At 69.7% G+C, this 15342-nt stretch carries 12 protein-coding genes and 2 riboswitches; of the genes, 4 read left to right on the plus strand and 8 right to left on the minus strand.

Going from position 1 to position 15342, the window contains the following annotated elements:
- Window positions 1-41: 41 nt before the first annotated feature.
- From ACQYVW_RS08875 to pncA, 3 genes are all read left to right on the plus strand, one after another.
- On the plus strand, window positions 42-1220 hold the full coding sequence (locus ACQYVW_RS08875; RefSeq protein WP_434946732.1) for a CaiB/BaiF CoA transferase family protein: 1179 nt from the start codon (window positions 42-44) through the stop codon (window positions 1218-1220).
- Window positions 1221-1501: 281 nt separating this feature from the next.
- Window positions 1502-2395, plus strand: a complete 894-nt coding sequence (locus ACQYVW_RS08880) for a fructose bisphosphate aldolase (RefSeq protein ID WP_434935369.1) — start codon at window positions 1502-1504, stop codon at window positions 2393-2395.
- A gap of 44 nt (window positions 2396-2439) precedes the next feature.
- Window positions 2440-3066: a bifunctional nicotinamidase/pyrazinamidase gene (gene pncA / locus ACQYVW_RS08885; protein ID WP_280943622.1), complete on the plus strand. Its 627-nt coding sequence runs from the start codon at window positions 2440-2442 to the stop codon at window positions 3064-3066.
- A 28-nt stretch (window positions 3067-3094) separates the two neighbouring features.
- Here the strand turns inward: pncA and metE are convergent, their stop codons facing one another.
- The 8 genes from metE to ACQYVW_RS08925 all read right to left on the minus strand — a co-directional run bounded on the left by metE (window position 3095) and on the right by ACQYVW_RS08925 (window position 12317).
- Window positions 3095-5383 (minus strand): 5-methyltetrahydropteroyltriglutamate--homocysteine S-methyltransferase, encoded by a 2289-nt coding sequence (metE, locus tag ACQYVW_RS08890; protein ID WP_434946733.1) that lies wholly within the window; start codon window positions 5381-5383, stop codon window positions 3095-3097.
- A 125-nt stretch (window positions 5384-5508) separates the two neighbouring features.
- A riboswitch (cobalamin riboswitch) is annotated at window positions 5509-5738 on the minus strand.
- Between the two features lie 186 nt (window positions 5739-5924).
- Window positions 5925-6776 (minus strand): formyltetrahydrofolate deformylase, encoded by an 852-nt coding sequence (purU, locus tag ACQYVW_RS08895; protein ID WP_434935365.1) that lies wholly within the window; start codon window positions 6774-6776, stop codon window positions 5925-5927.
- Between the two features lie 90 nt (window positions 6777-6866).
- Window positions 6867-7124, minus strand: coding sequence for a DUF2789 domain-containing protein (locus ACQYVW_RS08900; protein ID WP_434935364.1), 258 nt, complete (start codon window positions 7122-7124; stop codon window positions 6867-6869).
- 84 nt (window positions 7125-7208) lie between these two features.
- Window positions 7209-7610, minus strand: a complete 402-nt coding sequence (locus tag ACQYVW_RS08905) for an acyl-CoA thioesterase (protein ID WP_434935362.1) — start codon at window positions 7608-7610, stop codon at window positions 7209-7211.
- Window positions 7607-7957, minus strand: coding sequence for a thioredoxin family protein (locus ACQYVW_RS08910; RefSeq protein WP_434935361.1), 351 nt, complete (start codon window positions 7955-7957; stop codon window positions 7607-7609). Before ACQYVW_RS08910 ends, ACQYVW_RS08905 begins: the two co-directional genes overlap by 4 nt.
- Window positions 7929-8411, minus strand: coding sequence for a flavodoxin (locus ACQYVW_RS08915; protein ID WP_434946734.1), 483 nt, complete (start codon window positions 8409-8411; stop codon window positions 7929-7931). The genes ACQYVW_RS08910 and ACQYVW_RS08915 overlap by 29 nt, the downstream gene beginning before the upstream one ends.
- A 204-nt stretch (window positions 8412-8615) precedes the next feature.
- Window positions 8616-9686, minus strand: coding sequence for a ribonucleotide-diphosphate reductase subunit beta (locus ACQYVW_RS08920; RefSeq protein WP_434946735.1), 1071 nt, complete (start codon window positions 9684-9686; stop codon window positions 8616-8618).
- Window positions 9687-9848: 162 nt separating this feature from the next.
- Window positions 9849-12317, minus strand: coding sequence for a ribonucleoside-diphosphate reductase subunit alpha (locus ACQYVW_RS08925; RefSeq protein WP_434946736.1), 2469 nt, complete (start codon window positions 12315-12317; stop codon window positions 9849-9851).
- Between the two features lie 165 nt (window positions 12318-12482).
- Window positions 12483-12705: riboswitch (cobalamin riboswitch) on the minus strand.
- Between the two features lie 425 nt (window positions 12706-13130).
- Here ACQYVW_RS08925 and ACQYVW_RS08930 point away from each other — a divergent pair.
- Entirely contained in the window at window positions 13131-15323 is a 2193-nt protein-coding gene (locus ACQYVW_RS08930; RefSeq protein ID WP_434946737.1) for a prolyl oligopeptidase family serine peptidase, read from the plus strand.
- The last annotated feature ends 19 nt before the right edge of the window (window positions 15324-15342 follow it).

The raw sequence follows: 15342 nt of genomic DNA on the forward strand, positions 1-15342 counted from the left end.
CTTGCGCATCCACGAACATGGACGACCCGTTGGAGGCCCCGTTGAGTCCTGTCTTCCACCACAGCCGCAGCGGCGATGCCGGTCCGCTGTCGGGCGTGCGGGTCCTCGACCTGAGCGCCTACATCGCCGGGCCATACGCCTGCTCGCTGCTGGCCGACCAGGGCGCGGGCGTGATCAAGGTCGAGCCGCCCGGCGGCGACAACCTGCGCAACTATCCCTCCACCCTGGAGGCCGAGAGCCGCGCCTTCATCGGCGTGAACCGCAGCAAGCGCGGCGTGGTGCTGGACCTCAAGCGCGAGGACGAGCGCGCCGTGCTCTACCGCCTGCTGCGCGAGGCCGACGTGCTGGTGCACAACTTCCGCCCCGGCGTGCCCGAGCGGCTGGGCATCGGCTACCAGGCGCTGTCGGCGCTGCATCCGCGCCTGATCTACTGCGCGGTCACCGGCTACGGCGAGAGCGGGCCGATGAAGGACAAGGCCGGCTACGACCAGGTGCTGCAGACCATGACCGGCATGTGCGCGATGCAGGGCAAGCGCGGCGGCCCGCCGGAGCTGATCTACGGCTCGGTGGTGGACTACTACGCCGCCGCGCTGCTGGCGGCGGGCGTGTCCTCGGCGCTGTACGAACGCGAGCGCAGCGGCCAGGGCCAGTACGTGGGCGTGTCGCTGCTGCGCAGCGCGCTGACCATGCAGTCCGCGCGCATGGTCTGGGCGCAGGGCGAGGGCCACGACATCAGCCGCGACATGCGCTCGGGCGGCGTGACCGGCATCCATCCCACGCGCGATGGTTTCCTCTACATCTCGGCCAACACGCCGCGCTTCTGGCGCGCGCTGTGCGAAAAGACCGGACTGGAGGCGCTGGCGGCCGATCCGCGCCTGGACAGCGTGCGCAAGCGCGCCGCGCATGCCGACGAGATCCTGCCGCAGCTGCACCGCGCGCTGCAGGCGCATGGCGCGCTGGAGTGGGAGCGGATCTTCGGCGAGGAGGTGCCCTGCGCGGCCGCGCGCCAGGTCGAGGACATGTTCGACCATCCGCAGGTGCTGGCCGAGGGCATGATCGCCGAGATCCCGCATCCGCTGCTGGGCAGCTACCGCGGCGTGGCGCGGCCGATCCGCTTTGGCCGCACCCCCGGGCCCGAACCCTTTGCCGCGCCCACCCTGGGCCAGCACGGCGGCGAGATCCTGGCGGCGATCGACGAAGAGGACGGCTGCGCCAGGTGAATGGCCGCCGGCGGGGGCCGTTGCGCGTCTGTCGCCTCGTTCCACGCGACCGCCATCCATCCGCCGCTGTGGGCGCGGCTTCAGCCGCGATCCCCGGGCGAGGTATCTCCGGACCCCACTGTTCACGGCTGAAGCCGCTCCCACGACGGATGTGTCCCACGCGGCCTGCGGGAGGCGCAGGACGAGGCAGGCACGGTTTCCCCGCCGGCAGCCGCCGGCAGGCGGCGCTATCATGCCCGGCTCCGGCGCATGTCCCGCCATCGCACAGGAACACCGCACCCGTGGCCATCAATCCCCAGCAACGCGACCGCATCGCCTCCGGCAGGGGCTTCATTGCCGCGCTCGACCAGAGCGGCGGCAGCACGCCCAAGGCGCTCAAGCTCTACGGCGTCGACGAATCGGCGTACTCCAACGAGCAGGAAATGTTCGACCAGGTCCACGCGATGCGGACCCGCATCGTCACCAGCCCGGCCTTCAGCGGCGAGCGCGTGCTCGGCGCGATCCTGTTCGAGCGCACCATGGACGAGGATTTCGCCGGCAAGAACGCGGTCGCCTACCTGTGGGAAGACAAGGGCGTGGTGCCATTCCTGAAGATCGACAAGGGCCTGGCCGACGAGGCCGACGGCGTGCAGCTGATGAAGCCGGTCCCGGGCCTGGCCGACCTGCTGGCGCGGGCCAAGACCAGGGGCGTGTTCGGCACCAAGGAGCGTTCGGTCATCAAGGCCAACAACGCCCAGGGCATCGCCGCGGTGCTGGACCAGCAGTTCGAACTCGGCCAGCAGGTGCTCGACGCCGGCCTGGTGCCGATCATCGAACCGGAAGTCGACATCAAGTCGGTCGACAAGCAGGCGATCGAGGTCGCGCTCAAGCAGGGCCTGCTCGCGCGCCTGGACAAGATCGATCCGGCCACCCCGGTGATGCTCAAGCTGACCCTGCCCGAGGTGGACGGCTACTTCCAGGAACTGGTCGACCATCCGGCCGTGCTCAAGGTGGTGGCGCTGTCGGGCGGCTACAGCCGCGACGAGGCCAACGCCCGCCTGGCCCGCAACCCGGGTGTGATTGCCAGCTTCAGCCGCGCGTTGACCGAAGGCCTGAGTGCGCAGCAGGACGATGCGGCCTACAACCAGGCGCTGGACGCGTCGATCGAGTCGATCTACCAGGCTTCGATCGCCTGACGCACGCGGAGCCCGGCATCGCGCCGGGCTCCGAGGGCTGACCGATGTCGCAACATCCCGACACCACCGCCCTGCTCGTCATCGACCTGCAGCCGGACTTCATGCCCGGCGGCGCCCTGCCCTGCCACGAGGGCGATGCGGTGGTGCCGGGCATCGCCGGACTGCTGGCCTCGCGCCGCTACCGCACCGTGGTCGCCACCCAGGACTGGCATCCGCCGGGACACGCCTCGTTCGCTTCCAGCCATGCCGGCCGCCGGCCGTTCGACACCGTCGAACTGCACGGCCATCCCCAGGTGCTGTGGCCCGACCACTGCGTGCAGGGCACGCCGGGCGCGGCGCTGGATCCGCGCGTGGACTGGAGCCCGCTCGACCTGGTCCTGCGCAAGGGCAGCAACCCCCAGGTCGATTCCTACAGCGCCCTGCGCGAGAACATCGGCCCGGACGGCAGTCGCCCGCCGACCGGCCTGGCCGGCTGGCTGCGCGAGCGCGGCATCGAGGAGCTGCACATGTGCGGCCTGGCGCGCGACTACTGCGTGCTGTGGTCGGCGCAGGATGCGGTCGAGGCCGGGTTCCGCGTGCGCTTCCTGTGGCAGCTCACCCGACCGGTGACGCCGGAGGGCGACGCACCCACGCGCGCCGCATTGAACGCGGTGGGTGCATCGCTGGCCTAGGAGTGATCCGGCCGGGAGGCCGTGGCGCCTACGCTGCGGCCTGGCCCGAGCGCAGCGCCCGGGCCGCCGCGACCATCGCCTCAAGCGCGGCCATCGTTTCGGTCCAGCCGCGGGTCTTGAGCCCGCAGTCCGGATTGACCCAGAGCTGGTCGGCAGGGATGACCGACATGGCCTTGCGCAGCAGTTCGCTCATTTCCCGGCGGTCGGGCACGCGCGGCGAATGGATGTCGTAGATGCCCGGTCCGATCGCATTGGGATAGCGGAACCGCACGAACGCATCCAGCAGTTCCATGCGCGAGCGGGAGGTTTCGATCGAGATCACGTCCGCATCCATCGCCGCGACCGCGTCGATGATGTCGTTGAACTCGGAATAGCACATGTGGGTGTGGATCTGCGTGCAATCGCCCACCGACGCGGTGGTGATGCGGAAACATTCCACCGCCCAGCCGAGGTACTCGCCCCAGTCCTGGCGCAGCAGGGGCAGGCCTTCGCGCAGAGCGGGTTCGTCGACCTGGATGATGCCGATGCCCGCCGCCTCCAGGTCCTCCACTTCGTCCCGCAGGGCGATCGCGATCTGCCGGCAGGTCTCGGCGCGCGGCTGGTCGTCGCGCACGAACGACCACTGCAGCATCGTCACCGGGCCGGTGAGCATGCCCTTCATCGGCCGGCGCGTGAGCGACTGCGCGTGCGTCGACCAGCGCACCGTCATCGGCGCGGGACGCGACACGTCGCCGTAGATGATCGGCGGTTTCACGCAGCGCGAGCCGTAGCTCTGCACCCAGCCATTGCGGGTAAAGGCGAATCCTTCCAGTTGTTCGCCGAAGTATTCGACCATGTCGTTGCGTTCGAACTCGCCGTGCACCAGCACGTCGATGCCGAGACGCTCCTGGGCCTCGACGCAGCGCGCGGTCTGCGCTTCGAGGAAGGCCTCGTACGCCGCCCCGTCCAGCCGACCAGCCCTGAACGCGGCGCGCGCCTTGCGAATCTCAGGGGTTTGGGGAAACGACCCGATCGTTGTGGTCGGGAATGGCGGCAGCTGCAGGCGGTCTTGCTGCAGCCTGCTCCGCTGGGCGTAGGGCGTCGCGCGGCGGGTCTCGTCCGGCGACACGCCGGCGACCCGCGCGGCCACCTCGGGACGGTGGACACGGCGCGAGCCGCGGCGGGCCTGGAGACGCTCGCGCGCGAGCTCCAGCGTGGCGCCGGCCGATGCGAGGCCGTTCACGGCGTCGGCCATCACGCGCAGCTCGCCGATCTTCTCCCTGGCGAAGGCGAGCCAGCCGCGCAGTTCGCCCGCCAGCCCGGTTTCGAGGCTCGCGTCGATGGGGACGTGCAGCAGCGAACACGAGGGCGCCACCTGCAGACGGTCGTTGCCGATTCTGTCCGCGGCCGAGCGGACAAGCGTCACCGCCCGATCGAGATCGGTCCGCCAGATGTTACGCCCGTCGACAACCCCCAGCGACAGCACACACTCCACGCGCAGTGCGTCCAGCACCGCGTCCAGCTGCTCGGGCGCACGCACCAGATCCACGTGCAGGCCATCGACCGGCAGCGATGCGGCAAGCGGCAGGCGCGGTCCGAGCGGCCCGAAATACGTCGCCAGCAGCAGCTTCGGCCCGCCGGCTTTTGTGAGCACAGCGTAGGCATGCTGGAAGGCCTGGGCCGCATCTTCGTCGAGGTCGAGCACCAGGCAGGGCTCATCCAGTTGCACCCACTCGGCGCCCGCGCGTCGCAGCGCAACCAGCAGTTGCGCGTAGACAGGCAGCAACGCCGGCAGCAGCTCCAGCGGCCGACTGCCATCGACGCACTTGGACAGCAGCAGGAAGCTCACTGGACCCAGCAGCACCGGGCGTGCCTTCGCGCCTGCGTCGCGCGCCTCGATGAACTCGGCGACCGGCTTGTCGCCGCGCAGCCGGAACGACTGTCCAGCCTCGAGTTCCGGGACCAGGTAGTGGTAGTTCGTGTCGAACCACTTGGTCATTTCCAGCGCAGGCAGGTCGAGCCCATCGCGCTGGTCGCCGCGCGCCATCGCGAAGTAGCCGCGCAGGGGGTCCGATTCGAGCAGCGACCTGTAACGCTGCGGGACGGCGTCGAACAGCACGGCCGTGTCGAGCACGTGGTCGTACAGCGAGAAATCGTTGCAGGGCACGACGTCCGCGCCAGCGGCGTGCTGGAGCTGCCAGTGCCTCAGCCGGAGCGTCCTGGCCTGGTCGTGCAGCTGTGCGGCGGTGGCGTCGCCGCGCCAGTAGGCTTCGACAGCCTTCTTCAGCTCCCGTCGCAGGCCGATGCGCGGGAAGCCCAGGTTGCATACGGTGGTCATGTGCGTGTCATCCTCGATTCGTGGTCGCCCCCTCGGGCGATTCGGAGCCGTGAGACACGCGCGAAGACACGCGCCCGGTCGACGGGCACGGCTCCCCGCACCTCCCACGGGCGCCAGGTCGACGGAGATCGTTCTCCGGCCAGGCAGGTCTTCGGACTCGTGGACACAGGACGGTTCTCGCCCTTCCTACTGTTCGCCGCTTCCCGGGCATGGCCCAGTGCTTCATGGCGAAGGTCGTTTCCACATACCGCTGCGGGGCAGTGCCGGCTTCGACCCGGGGGTCCTACCGGCTTCCCTTTTAAACATATCGCTTTATCGAGATTAAGCGATACATACCTTGGCGGCGTGGACGGTACGCCTGGTTGGGGCGTCGGTCAAGGCCGGACCCTCCGGACGGGCGGGACCGCGCGATCTTCGTCTGGACCCGGAGGCGCCGTGCAGCACGCGGCGGACCGTGCTGCGGCCCCCGGGTGCCTCGGAATATGCGTCGCTGCGAACGCGATGCTGTGGATCTGCTGACGCGCCGCGCAGCGTGGGGACCTCAGCGGAACACCACCGTGCGATGGCCGTTGAGCAGGATCCGGTGCTCCACGTGCAGGCGCACCGCGCGCGCCAGCACGCGCGATTCGATGTCGCTGCCGATGCGGATCAGCGCCGCCGGCGTCATCGCATGGTCCACGTGGGCCACGTCCTGGTCGATGATCGGGCCCTCGTCGAGGTCGGGCGTCACGTAGTGCGCGGTGGCGCCGATGATCTTGACCCCGCGCGCGTGCGCCTGGTGGTAGGGCTGGGCGCCCTTGAAGCTCGGCAGGAAGCTGTGGTGGATGTTGATCGCGCGTCCGGCCAGCGCCGCGCACAGGTGCGGCGAGAGGATCTGCATGTAGCGCGCCAGCACCACCAGGTCGATGCGCTCGCGCTCCACCAGGTCCAGGATCCGCTGTTCCTGCGCCTCGCGTGTGGCGCCATCGACCGGGAAGTGGTGGAACGGCACGCCGTAGCTGCCGGCCAGCTGGGCATAGTCGCCGTGGTTGGACGCCACCGCCGCGATGTCGGCGCGCAGCTGGCGGCTGTGGGTGCGGAACAGCAGGTCGTTGAGGCAGTGCCCCTGGCGGCTCACCAGCACCAGCAGGCGCGCGCGTCGGCGCGCGTCGTGCACGCCCCAGTCCATCGCGTGGGCCGAGGCCAGCGGCACGAAGGCCGCGCGCACCGCGTCGATGTCGCCGGCCTGCGGCACGTCGAAGTGCACGCGCAGGAAGAAGCGCCCGAACTCGGCATCGCCGAACTGCTGCGCATCCAGGATGTTGCAGCCGTGCTCGAACAGCAGGCCGGACACCCGGTGCACGATGCCGGTGCGGTCCGGGCAGGAGAGGGTGAGGATGTGGTCGCGGGGCATTGCATCGCGCTGCGGCGGGCGGGCGCGGGACTATGTCACAGGGACAAGGGCGCCCGCAGCTTCGGTTGCGCCAGCAACGAAAGGCGGCGGTCAGGACCCGGCCTGGGGCTGGACCACGTCCTCGTGCAGCGCCTCGTTGAGCTGGTCGACCACGATGGCCCACTTCGCGTCGGCGCCGATGCTCTCGGCCAGGAACTGGCGCTGGCCGGCGTTCCAGAACGGCGCCTCATACACGTGCACATCGCCGGCCAGCCGATGCGCCGCGATGAAGCCGGCGATCGCCGCCGGCGAGGCGTCCAGGCCAAGCTGCTCGAAGAGGTGGGTCATGCTGGGGGCGGTCTCGTCCACGCGCGCGTTCCGGATCGGCGGCCGGGCGATCCGGCGGGCCGGCAGGATCGCCGCGGCTGCGGCAAGGCGGCGTGAGCGCCCGGCTCAGCACGCCGGCAGCGGCGGTACCTGCGAGGGCCTGCCGTCGCGGTCGAGCGCGATCATCACGAATCGTCCGCGCGTGCACAGCGTGCGCGTACCGCTGAGCAGGTCCTCGGATATCACCTCGACCTCGACCTGCATCGAGGTGCGGCCCACCTGCGCGACGCGGGCGATGGTCTCCACCAGCTCGCCCTGGCGGATCGGCAGGCGGAAATCGACCTGCTCCGAGCGCGCCGTCACCACGTTGCGGCGCGAGTAGCGCGTGGCGGCGATGAAGGCGGCCTTGTCCATCCAGGCCAGCGCCTGGCCACCGAACAGCGTACCGAGGTGGTTGGCATGGTCCGGGAACACGATCTCGAGCATGCGCGCCTCGGTGGCCGGCACGCCTGGCGCCGCGTCGCTCATGCGCCAGCCGCCTCGGCCAGCGGCAGCCACATGCGCACGGCGCGCTCGATCTGGCCCGGCGCCTGGAAGCCCGGCAGGCGCGCGACCTCGGCGCCGTCCCGGAACAGCGACAGAGTGGGCGTCTGGCGCAGGCCCAGGCTGCGGAAAAACGCCTCGCCCACGGTTTCCAGCTTGACCTTCAGCAGGACCAGGCCCGCGGCGGCCTCGTCGCCGGCGAACTTCTGCAGCGACAGGTCCAGCATCCTGCAGCCGGGGCAGTCGTCCTTGTGGTAGTCGACCAGCAGGCGGGGATGGGCGGCGAGAGTGGCGCGGTAGTCGTCAGGCGACGACGCGTGCAGGGTCAGCATGGCGGGCGTTCTCGATGGAAGTGAGGAGGCGGTCGGTCCATTGCCGGATGCGCAGCGCGTCGCGCTCGCCGTGCGGCATCTGCTCGACCTCCAATGTCGGGTAGGGCGAGTCGAAGTAGCGGGCGATACGGCGCACCGCGCCGCAGTAGTAGGCCTCGCCCCACTGCGTCTCGCCGGTGCCGAACACCGCGAGCCGCGCGCCCGGCTTGCCGACGGCCGTAACCAGTTCGGCGATGAAATGTTTCATCTCCGCCGGCGTTCGTCCGGCGTTGTCGGTCCAGCTGCCGAGCAGGTAGAGGTCGTGGCGCGGACCCTCGCCCGCGGCCTCCAGTCCGGCGATGTCGGCCTCGATCCAGGTCACCGTGTGGCCCCGGACCTCGCAGCACGCACGCACCATGCGCGCGACATCGCGCGTATTGCCGCTCAGGGACGCGAAGGCGATGAGCACCTTCATGGCGTCAGCGCCCCGATACACATCGTGCTCGCCTCCCAGGTACGGCTTCCGCCTCCCGCATGCGGCTTTGTGGGAGCGCGCTTGCGCGCGAAAGGCTTAGGCGCTCTGGAGGGAATTCGCGCGCAAGCGCGCTCCCACACGAGGCCGGCTCCCACATGAGGCACGCTTCCACATGAGGCTGGCTCCACATGAGACGGCTCCCGCTCACAGATCGTCGAAGCCGTTGTCGAGGTTGGTCTTCTTGTAGGACGCGTTGCGCATCTCGAAGAAGTCGGTCTTGGTTTCGGTGAAGTTGTCGGCGTAGGCGCGGATCCAGGGCATCACGTTCTCGCTGGTCTCCGGATAGATCGACGCGATGCCGAGCATGCCGGCCATCTTGTTGGCGCGGTACTTCACGTAGCGGATCATCTCGTCCACGTCGATGCCGTCGATGCCGTCGAGCACTTCGCCGGTCCACTGCGTCTCCAGCTCGATGGCATGCGCGAAGGCCGAGTGCACGTAATCGGTGAGCTCGTCGGTCTGCAGCTCCGGGTTCTCGCCGACGATGGCGCGGATCACCTCGCTGATGAACTTGGTGTGGGCCAGCTCGTCGCGGTTGATGAAGCTGATGATCTTGCCGGTGCCGGCCATGCGGTTCTGCCGCACCAGGTTGTAGAAGTAGGCGAAGCCGGAATAGAAGTTGATGCCCTCCAGGATCGAGGACTGGATCAGCGAGCGCAGCAGGGTCTCGGCCGTCTTCTCGCGCATGAACTCGTCGTACGACGCCATGATCGGCGCGTTGCGCCTGAGGATGGTCGGATGGGTGCGCGCGATCTCGAAGATCCGGTTCTGGTTGGCCAGGTCGGTGATCGAGGCCAGCACATAGCTGTAGCTCTCGTTGTGGATCACTTCCTGCTGGCCGATGATCGCGGCATTGGCGTGCGCGGCCGGGTCGGTGATGTACTCGGCCACGTTGTAGATGAAACGCGTCTGCGGCGAATCGAGCGTGGCCAGCAGGCCAATGATCGAGTCGAAGGCGTTCTTCTCGCGCCCCGACAGCTCGCCGTACTGGCGCGCGTCGCTCTTCATGTCGACCTCGTCCGGGATCCAGAAGTTGGTCGAGAGCTCCTTGTAGGCGCGGTAGAACGATGGATAGGGGATGTCGTTCCAGTTGAGGATGCCCGAGGTGAGGCCATTGATGATGCCGGTCGAACGGTTGGGATGGCGCGGCTCGAGGATACGGATGCGTTCGAGCGGCGTGGCGGCGCCAGGCGCTGCCGGTGCGATGGCGTTCATTGCATTTTCCTTCCGGTCGCGCGAAGCGGCCGATTTCTTTCTGGGGTAGAGCCCCCCTGAGTCAGGGGGGCGCGCCGAAGGCGCGGGGGTGTGTAGGCAGATGAGCGAGGCCCGCGGTTCGCAACGCGAATCGTGGGGAGCTGACAGCGCGAACGCGCGCTGTCAGCTCGCGCACCACTCGCACTCGGCGATATCGATATCGTTCGAACGCACGTAGTACGTGGTCTTGATGCCTTCCCGCCACGCGCTCATGTGCAGCTCCAGCAGCGTCGAAGCCCGGATCGTCGAGGGAACGTACAGGTTGAAACTGATCGCCTGGTCGACATGGCGCTGGCGGCGCGCGTTCTGGCGCACCGAGGCGAACTGGTCGAGCTTGTACGCGCCCTTCTCGTAGTACGGCCAGGTCTCCAGCGACAGGCCCGGCGCGGCGACCGGGCGCCGATAGTCCTTCTTCTCCTCGTAGTAGAACGCCGAGTAGATCGGGTCGATCGACGCGGTGCTGCCGGCGATCTGCGCGGTCGACATGTTCGGCGCCACCGCCAGCAGCCAGCCGTTGCGCAACCCGTTCACCGACACCTGCGCCGACAGCTCCAGCCACTGGCTGCTGTTGTAGCCGCGGTCGCGGAAGTAGGCGCCGCTGTGCCAGTCGCTGCCGGCGAACGTCGGGTAGGTGCCCTTCTCCCGGGCCAGCTCCATGCTCGCCTGGATGCTGAGGTAGTTGATCCGTTCGTACAGTGCGTCGCTGAAGTCTTCCGCGGCGGGCTCGTCCCAGTGGATGCCCTTCTGCGCGAGCAGGTGGTGCCAGCCGAACGTGCCCAGGCCGATCGCTCGATACTTCCGGTTGGTGATCGTGGCCTGCGGCACGGGCAGGTCGTTGAGGTCGATCACGTTGTCGAGCATCCGCACCTGGATCGGGATCAGGCGTTCGAGCACGTCGGTGATCAGGTCGCCCTGGCCCTCGGGCGGCAGCACCGCGCGGCCGAGGTTGATCGAGGACAGGTTGCAGACCACGAAATCGCCAGCCTGCTTCGTGGTCACGATCTGGTTGCCGGAGATGATCTCCTGCATGAGCGTGGTCGGGCTCATGTTCTGCAGGATCTCGGTGCACAGGTTGGACGAGTACACCATGCCGGCGTGCTTGTTCGGGTTCCTCCGGTTGACCTCGTCGCGGTAGAACATGAAGGGATTGCCGGTCTCCAGCTGGCTGACCATGATCCGCTTGAACATGTCGATCGCCTTGACCGTCTTGCGCGGGATGCGCTCGTCGGCCACGACCTCCTCGTACCTGCTGCGGAAGCTGCCTTCGCCTTTCCGCTCGTCGTAGAAGTCCTGCAGGTACCAGCCCTTGTGCCGCTTCACCTCGTGCGGATCGAACAGGTACCAGTCGCCGCGGCGCTCCACCGCCTCCATGAACAGGTCGGGGATGCAGACCGCGGTGAACACGTCGTGCGCGCGCAGGCGCTGGTCGCCGTTGTTGAGGCGCAGGTCGAGGAAGGCCTCGATGTCGCGGTGCCAGATGTCCAGGTACACCGCCACCGCGCCCTTGCGCTGGCCGAGCTGGTCCACCGACACCGCGGTGTTGTTGAGCTGCTTGATCCAGGGCACCACGCCTCCGGAGGAGTTGGGCACGCCGCGGATCGCCGACCCGGCGCTGCGGACGTAGCCCAGGTAGGCGCCTACGCCGCCGCCACCCTTGGACACGCGCGCGATGTCGGTGTTGGAATCGAAGATGCCCTGCAGCGAGTCCTCGACGGTGTCGATGAAGCAGCTGGAGAGCTGGCCGCCGACCTTGCCGGCGTTCTGCAGGGTCGGGGTGGCCACGGTCATGTACAGGTTCGACAGCGCCCAGTAGGCCTCGCCCACCAGCTGCATCCGGCGCTCGCGCGGCCGCTCGTCCTGCATCAGGTACAGCGCGATGGTGAGCCAGCGCTCCTGCGGCAGTTCGTAGACGTTTCGTGCGTGGTCGGTGGCCAGATAGCGCGTGGCCAGCAGGTACAGGCCGTTGTAGGCGAACAGGCGGTCGCGCTCCGGGTCGATCATGCGCGCGGCCTCCTGCAGCTCTTCCTTGGAATAGGCGCGCAGGATGTCGTTGGAGTAAAGGTTGCGATCGGCCAGCGACTCCTGCAGGCCGACGTAGGAGCCGTACTTCTGCGCGACATCGTAGAACCGGTTGCGGCTGGCGCGCTTGTACAGGCGCTGCAGGTACAGGCGTGCGGCGAAGTACTCCCACTCCGGCGCGGCCACGTCGACGCGGGCCTCGGCCTCGCGGATCAGATGGTCGGTGAGGTCGTCGGCGTTGACCGCGTCCTTGCGCGCGACGAAGCCGAGCACGCTGCGCTTGTAGTCGGCGATGTCGAGCTGGGGGAACTCGGCGTGCACGCGGTCGATGGCGCGCTCCAGGCGGGCGCGGTCGAAGGGCATGCGACGGTTGCCGGCTTCCTTGGTGATCCAGGGGCCGGCGTGGTCCAGGGTCCCGGCAGCCGGGCCGGAGGCGCCGCTGGGCGGGGTCGGGATCGTGTCCTCGTCGCCGGCGGAGGCGGCAACGCGGGCGGCCGGCGTGGGGGTGCGGTCCGCGGTGGGCGGGGCGGCGGGGCTCGCGACCGGGTCGAGCGTGTCGGGCGAATGGGGCATGCGTCCTCCAGGTGGCGCACGGCCGGCCTGTCCCTCGCAGGCGGGCGTGGCGTTGGAGGCAGGGTGGACAGGCGGCGTCGCAGATCCGGGGACGCGACCGCGCCCGGACATCCGCTCCACCAGCCATCTCCCCCCGGAGATTCCGCGGCCGGCACCGCGCGGCGTGCATGCGCGCGGCTGTCGGCAGGTCTTCGGACTCACGGGCCCGGACGCATGGCGTCCACCTCCCCCGCCGCTTCCCGGAGCGCAGGCTCCAGTGCTGGTGGCGGGTTCGTTCCCGATTACCGCTGCGGGGCAGTGCCGGAATGGCGCGTCACGATGGACGGGCGTCACCGGCTTCCCTTTTCATCCCGCGTCAGCCGCGGGAACCGACGGCCACAAGATAGTGTGGTCGCACGAGCAGGTCAACCGAAAATATAGTGATCCGACGCATCGCCCAGCCTGCGCCTGCGCGCGCCCCAACACGCGTTGCCGGGCGGCCTTTCACGCGGCCCCGGTGGCTTGGACAGCTGCCGGCCTTGGCCTGAATGCGATGGCATCCGGCCCCCGTGACGCAACTGGTTCTCATGCGCGCGCGCATATTCGAAACCTCGGCGCGACGAGGCCCTGCGGCCCGGCTGCCCCGACCAGGGCAGGGGCGCCATGCAGCACCATCCCGCGGGTTCCCGGTCGCGTCGGCGCGGTCGCTGTCGACGGCCCGTCGGGGTCCGGTGTCTGGAAAAGCCGCGGCCTCCGCCAGGCCAGGCCGGCCGGGCATCCGTCGGCGGCCCGCCGCCGAGGCTGCCGTGCATTGCATCGAGGAAGATCACGTCCATGAGTACCCGCCGAAATTTCCTGGCCGCCGCGGCCACCGGTCTCGCCGCGCTGGGCCTGGCCCCGGTGCGCGCGTCGGCCGCCACCGGCGGCTGGCCGCTGCCGCCGCAGCATCCGCGCGTCCCCACCGAAGTGGGCCGCTTCGGCCATCGCCGCATCGACGAGTTCGCCTGGTTCCGCCCCAAGGACTGGCTTGCGGTGCTGCGCGATCCGGCCTCGCTGGACGCGCCGATCAAGGCGGCGGTCGAGGCCGAGAACGCCTATGCCGACGCCATGCTGGCGCCCTCGGCCGCGCTGCAGGACGCGCTGGCAGCGCGCATCGCCGCGCTCGAGCCGCTGGGCGCCGCGCAACTCGAGGTCGAGGCCGGCGGCTGGCTGTACTTCAAGCGCCAGGCCGCGGGTGCGGAGTACGCCGCCTGGCTGCGGCGGCCGGTCGCGGGCGGTGCCGAGCAGGTGCTGCTCGATCCCAACGTCGAGGCCGCGGGCAGCGCCTACTACGCCCTGCACTGGAGCGAGCCGGTGCGCAGTGGCGATGGCCGCCTGTTCGCCTGGGCGGAGGACCGTGTCGGCTCCGGCCAGTACACGATCCGCGTGCGCGAGATCGACAGCGGCCGCCTGGTGACCGAAGTGGCCGGCGCCTACGGCACCTTCGCCCTCTCGCCCGATGGCCGCTGGCTGTACTGGGTGGGGCGCGACGAGGTCGGTCGCGCCGACAGCCTGCACCGCCGCGACCTGGCCAATGGGCAGGATCGCCTGATCCATCGCGTCGAGGCGCCCGGCCCGTTCCTGCTGATGCGCACCACCGCCTCCGGACGCTACGTGGTGCTGCGCAGCTACGACGGCGCGCAGTCGGAGGTGCGACTGGTGCCGATGGCCGCACCCGAGTCGGTCCCGATCCTGGTCGAGCCGCGCGCTCCCGGCCTCAACTACGACGTCGACGACTGGAACGGCCAGCTGCTGATCCTCACCGATGCCGGCGGCGCCACCGACTTCAAGCTGATGCAGGCCGACCCGGCCACGCCCGGCATGGCGCACTGGCGGCCGCTGGTGGCGCACGAGGCGGGGCGGCTGATCACCGCGGTGCATCCCTTCCGCGGCGCGCTGCTGCGCGAGGAATGGCGCGACGCCCGCCCGCGGCTGGTGCTGACGCGCGCGGACGGCAGCGAACAGACGCTTGCCTTCGACGAACCGGCCTACGCATTGCGCGTACCGCCGCAGCAGGACTGGAATGCGCGGGCGCTGGTGTTCGGCCTGCAGTCGCCGCGCCTGCCGGAGGTGGCCTGCAGGGCCGCGCTCGACGACGGCGCGGTGACGCGCCAGGCGCCGCCTTCGGTGGCCGGCTACGACCCGCAGCGCTACGAGGTCAGGCGCCTGTCCGCGCGCGCGCCCGACGGCGTCGAGGTGCCGGTGACCGTGCTGATGCGGCGCGGCGCCGCGCTCGACGGGGGCAGCCCGCTGCTGCTGTACGCGTACGGATCCTACGGTGCGTCGGTGGAAGCCCTGTTCCAGCCTTCGAGCATCGCCCTGGTCGACCAGGGCTGGGTGTACGCGATCGCGCACGTGCGCGGCGGCGCGGAGAAGGGCACGCAGTGGTGGCGGTCGGTGCTGACGCGGCACAAGAAGACCTCGTTCACCGATTTCATCGCCTGCGCCGAGCACTTGGTCGCCGACGGCTATACCGCGCCGCGCCGCATCGTGGTGCGCGGCATGTCCGCCGGCGGCCTGCTGGCGGGAGCGGTGTTCGCCATGCGCCCGGAACTGTGGGGCGGGGTGATTGCCGAGGTCGCTTTCGTCGATCCGCTCAACACCATGGAGCATTTCGACACGCATCCGCTGGGCGCGGGCGCGATCCCGATCTGGGGCGATCCGCGGATCCCAGAGGACCATGCGGCCATGCAGGCCTGGTCGCCTTATGAGCAATTGCGGCCCGCCGACTACCCGGCGCTGCTGGCCACCGCTGCGGTCGCCGACGAGCGCGTGGCTTTCTACGAGCCGCTCAAGTTCGCGGCCAAGGCCCGCGCGCTGGGCACCGGCCACCGTCCGATCATGGTGCGTATCGCCATGGCCGCCGGCCATGCCGGCGACAGCGGCGCCAGCGCCACGCGTGCGCAGGAGGCCCGGCTGCTGGCCTTCGCCCAGTGGGCCGCCGATGGCCGCTGGGGGCGCGTGCCGCAGCGCCCCGACGCGCGCTGAGCGCGCAATGGCCTGACCG

It is taken from the genome of Luteimonas campi, assembly GCF_051162505.1.
Taxonomy (GTDB): domain Bacteria; phylum Pseudomonadota; class Gammaproteobacteria; order Xanthomonadales; family Xanthomonadaceae; genus Luteimonas.

Excerpts from the sequence above, each read along its gene's own strand:
- pncA (WP_280943622.1), top strand. The coding sequence starts at position 2,440 with ATGTCGCAACATCCCGACACCACCGCCCTGCTCGTCATCGACCTGCAG.
- metE (WP_434946733.1), bottom strand. The coding sequence starts at position 5,383 with ATGACCACCGTATGCAACCTGGGCTTCCCGCGCATCGGCCTGCGACGG.
- purU (WP_434935365.1), bottom strand. The coding sequence starts at position 6,776 with ATGCCCCGCGACCACATCCTCACCCTCTCCTGCCCGGACCGCACCGGC.
- ACQYVW_RS08905 (WP_434935362.1), bottom strand. The coding sequence starts at position 7,610 with ATGAGCGACGCGGCGCCAGGCGTGCCGGCCACCGAGGCGCGCATGCTC.
- ACQYVW_RS08910 (WP_434935361.1), bottom strand. The coding sequence starts at position 7,957 with ATGCTGACCCTGCACGCGTCGTCGCCTGACGACTACCGCGCCACTCTC.
- ACQYVW_RS08915 (WP_434946734.1), bottom strand. The coding sequence starts at position 8,411 with ATGAAGGTGCTCATCGCCTTCGCGTCCCTGAGCGGCAATACGCGCGAT.
- ACQYVW_RS08920 (WP_434946735.1), bottom strand. The coding sequence starts at position 9,686 with ATGAACGCCATCGCACCGGCAGCGCCTGGCGCCGCCACGCCGCTCGAA.
- ACQYVW_RS08925 (WP_434946736.1), bottom strand. The coding sequence starts at position 12,317 with ATGCCCCATTCGCCCGACACGCTCGACCCGGTCGCGAGCCCCGCCGCC.
- ACQYVW_RS08930 (WP_434946737.1), top strand. The coding sequence starts at position 13,131 with ATGAGTACCCGCCGAAATTTCCTGGCCGCCGCGGCCACCGGTCTCGCC.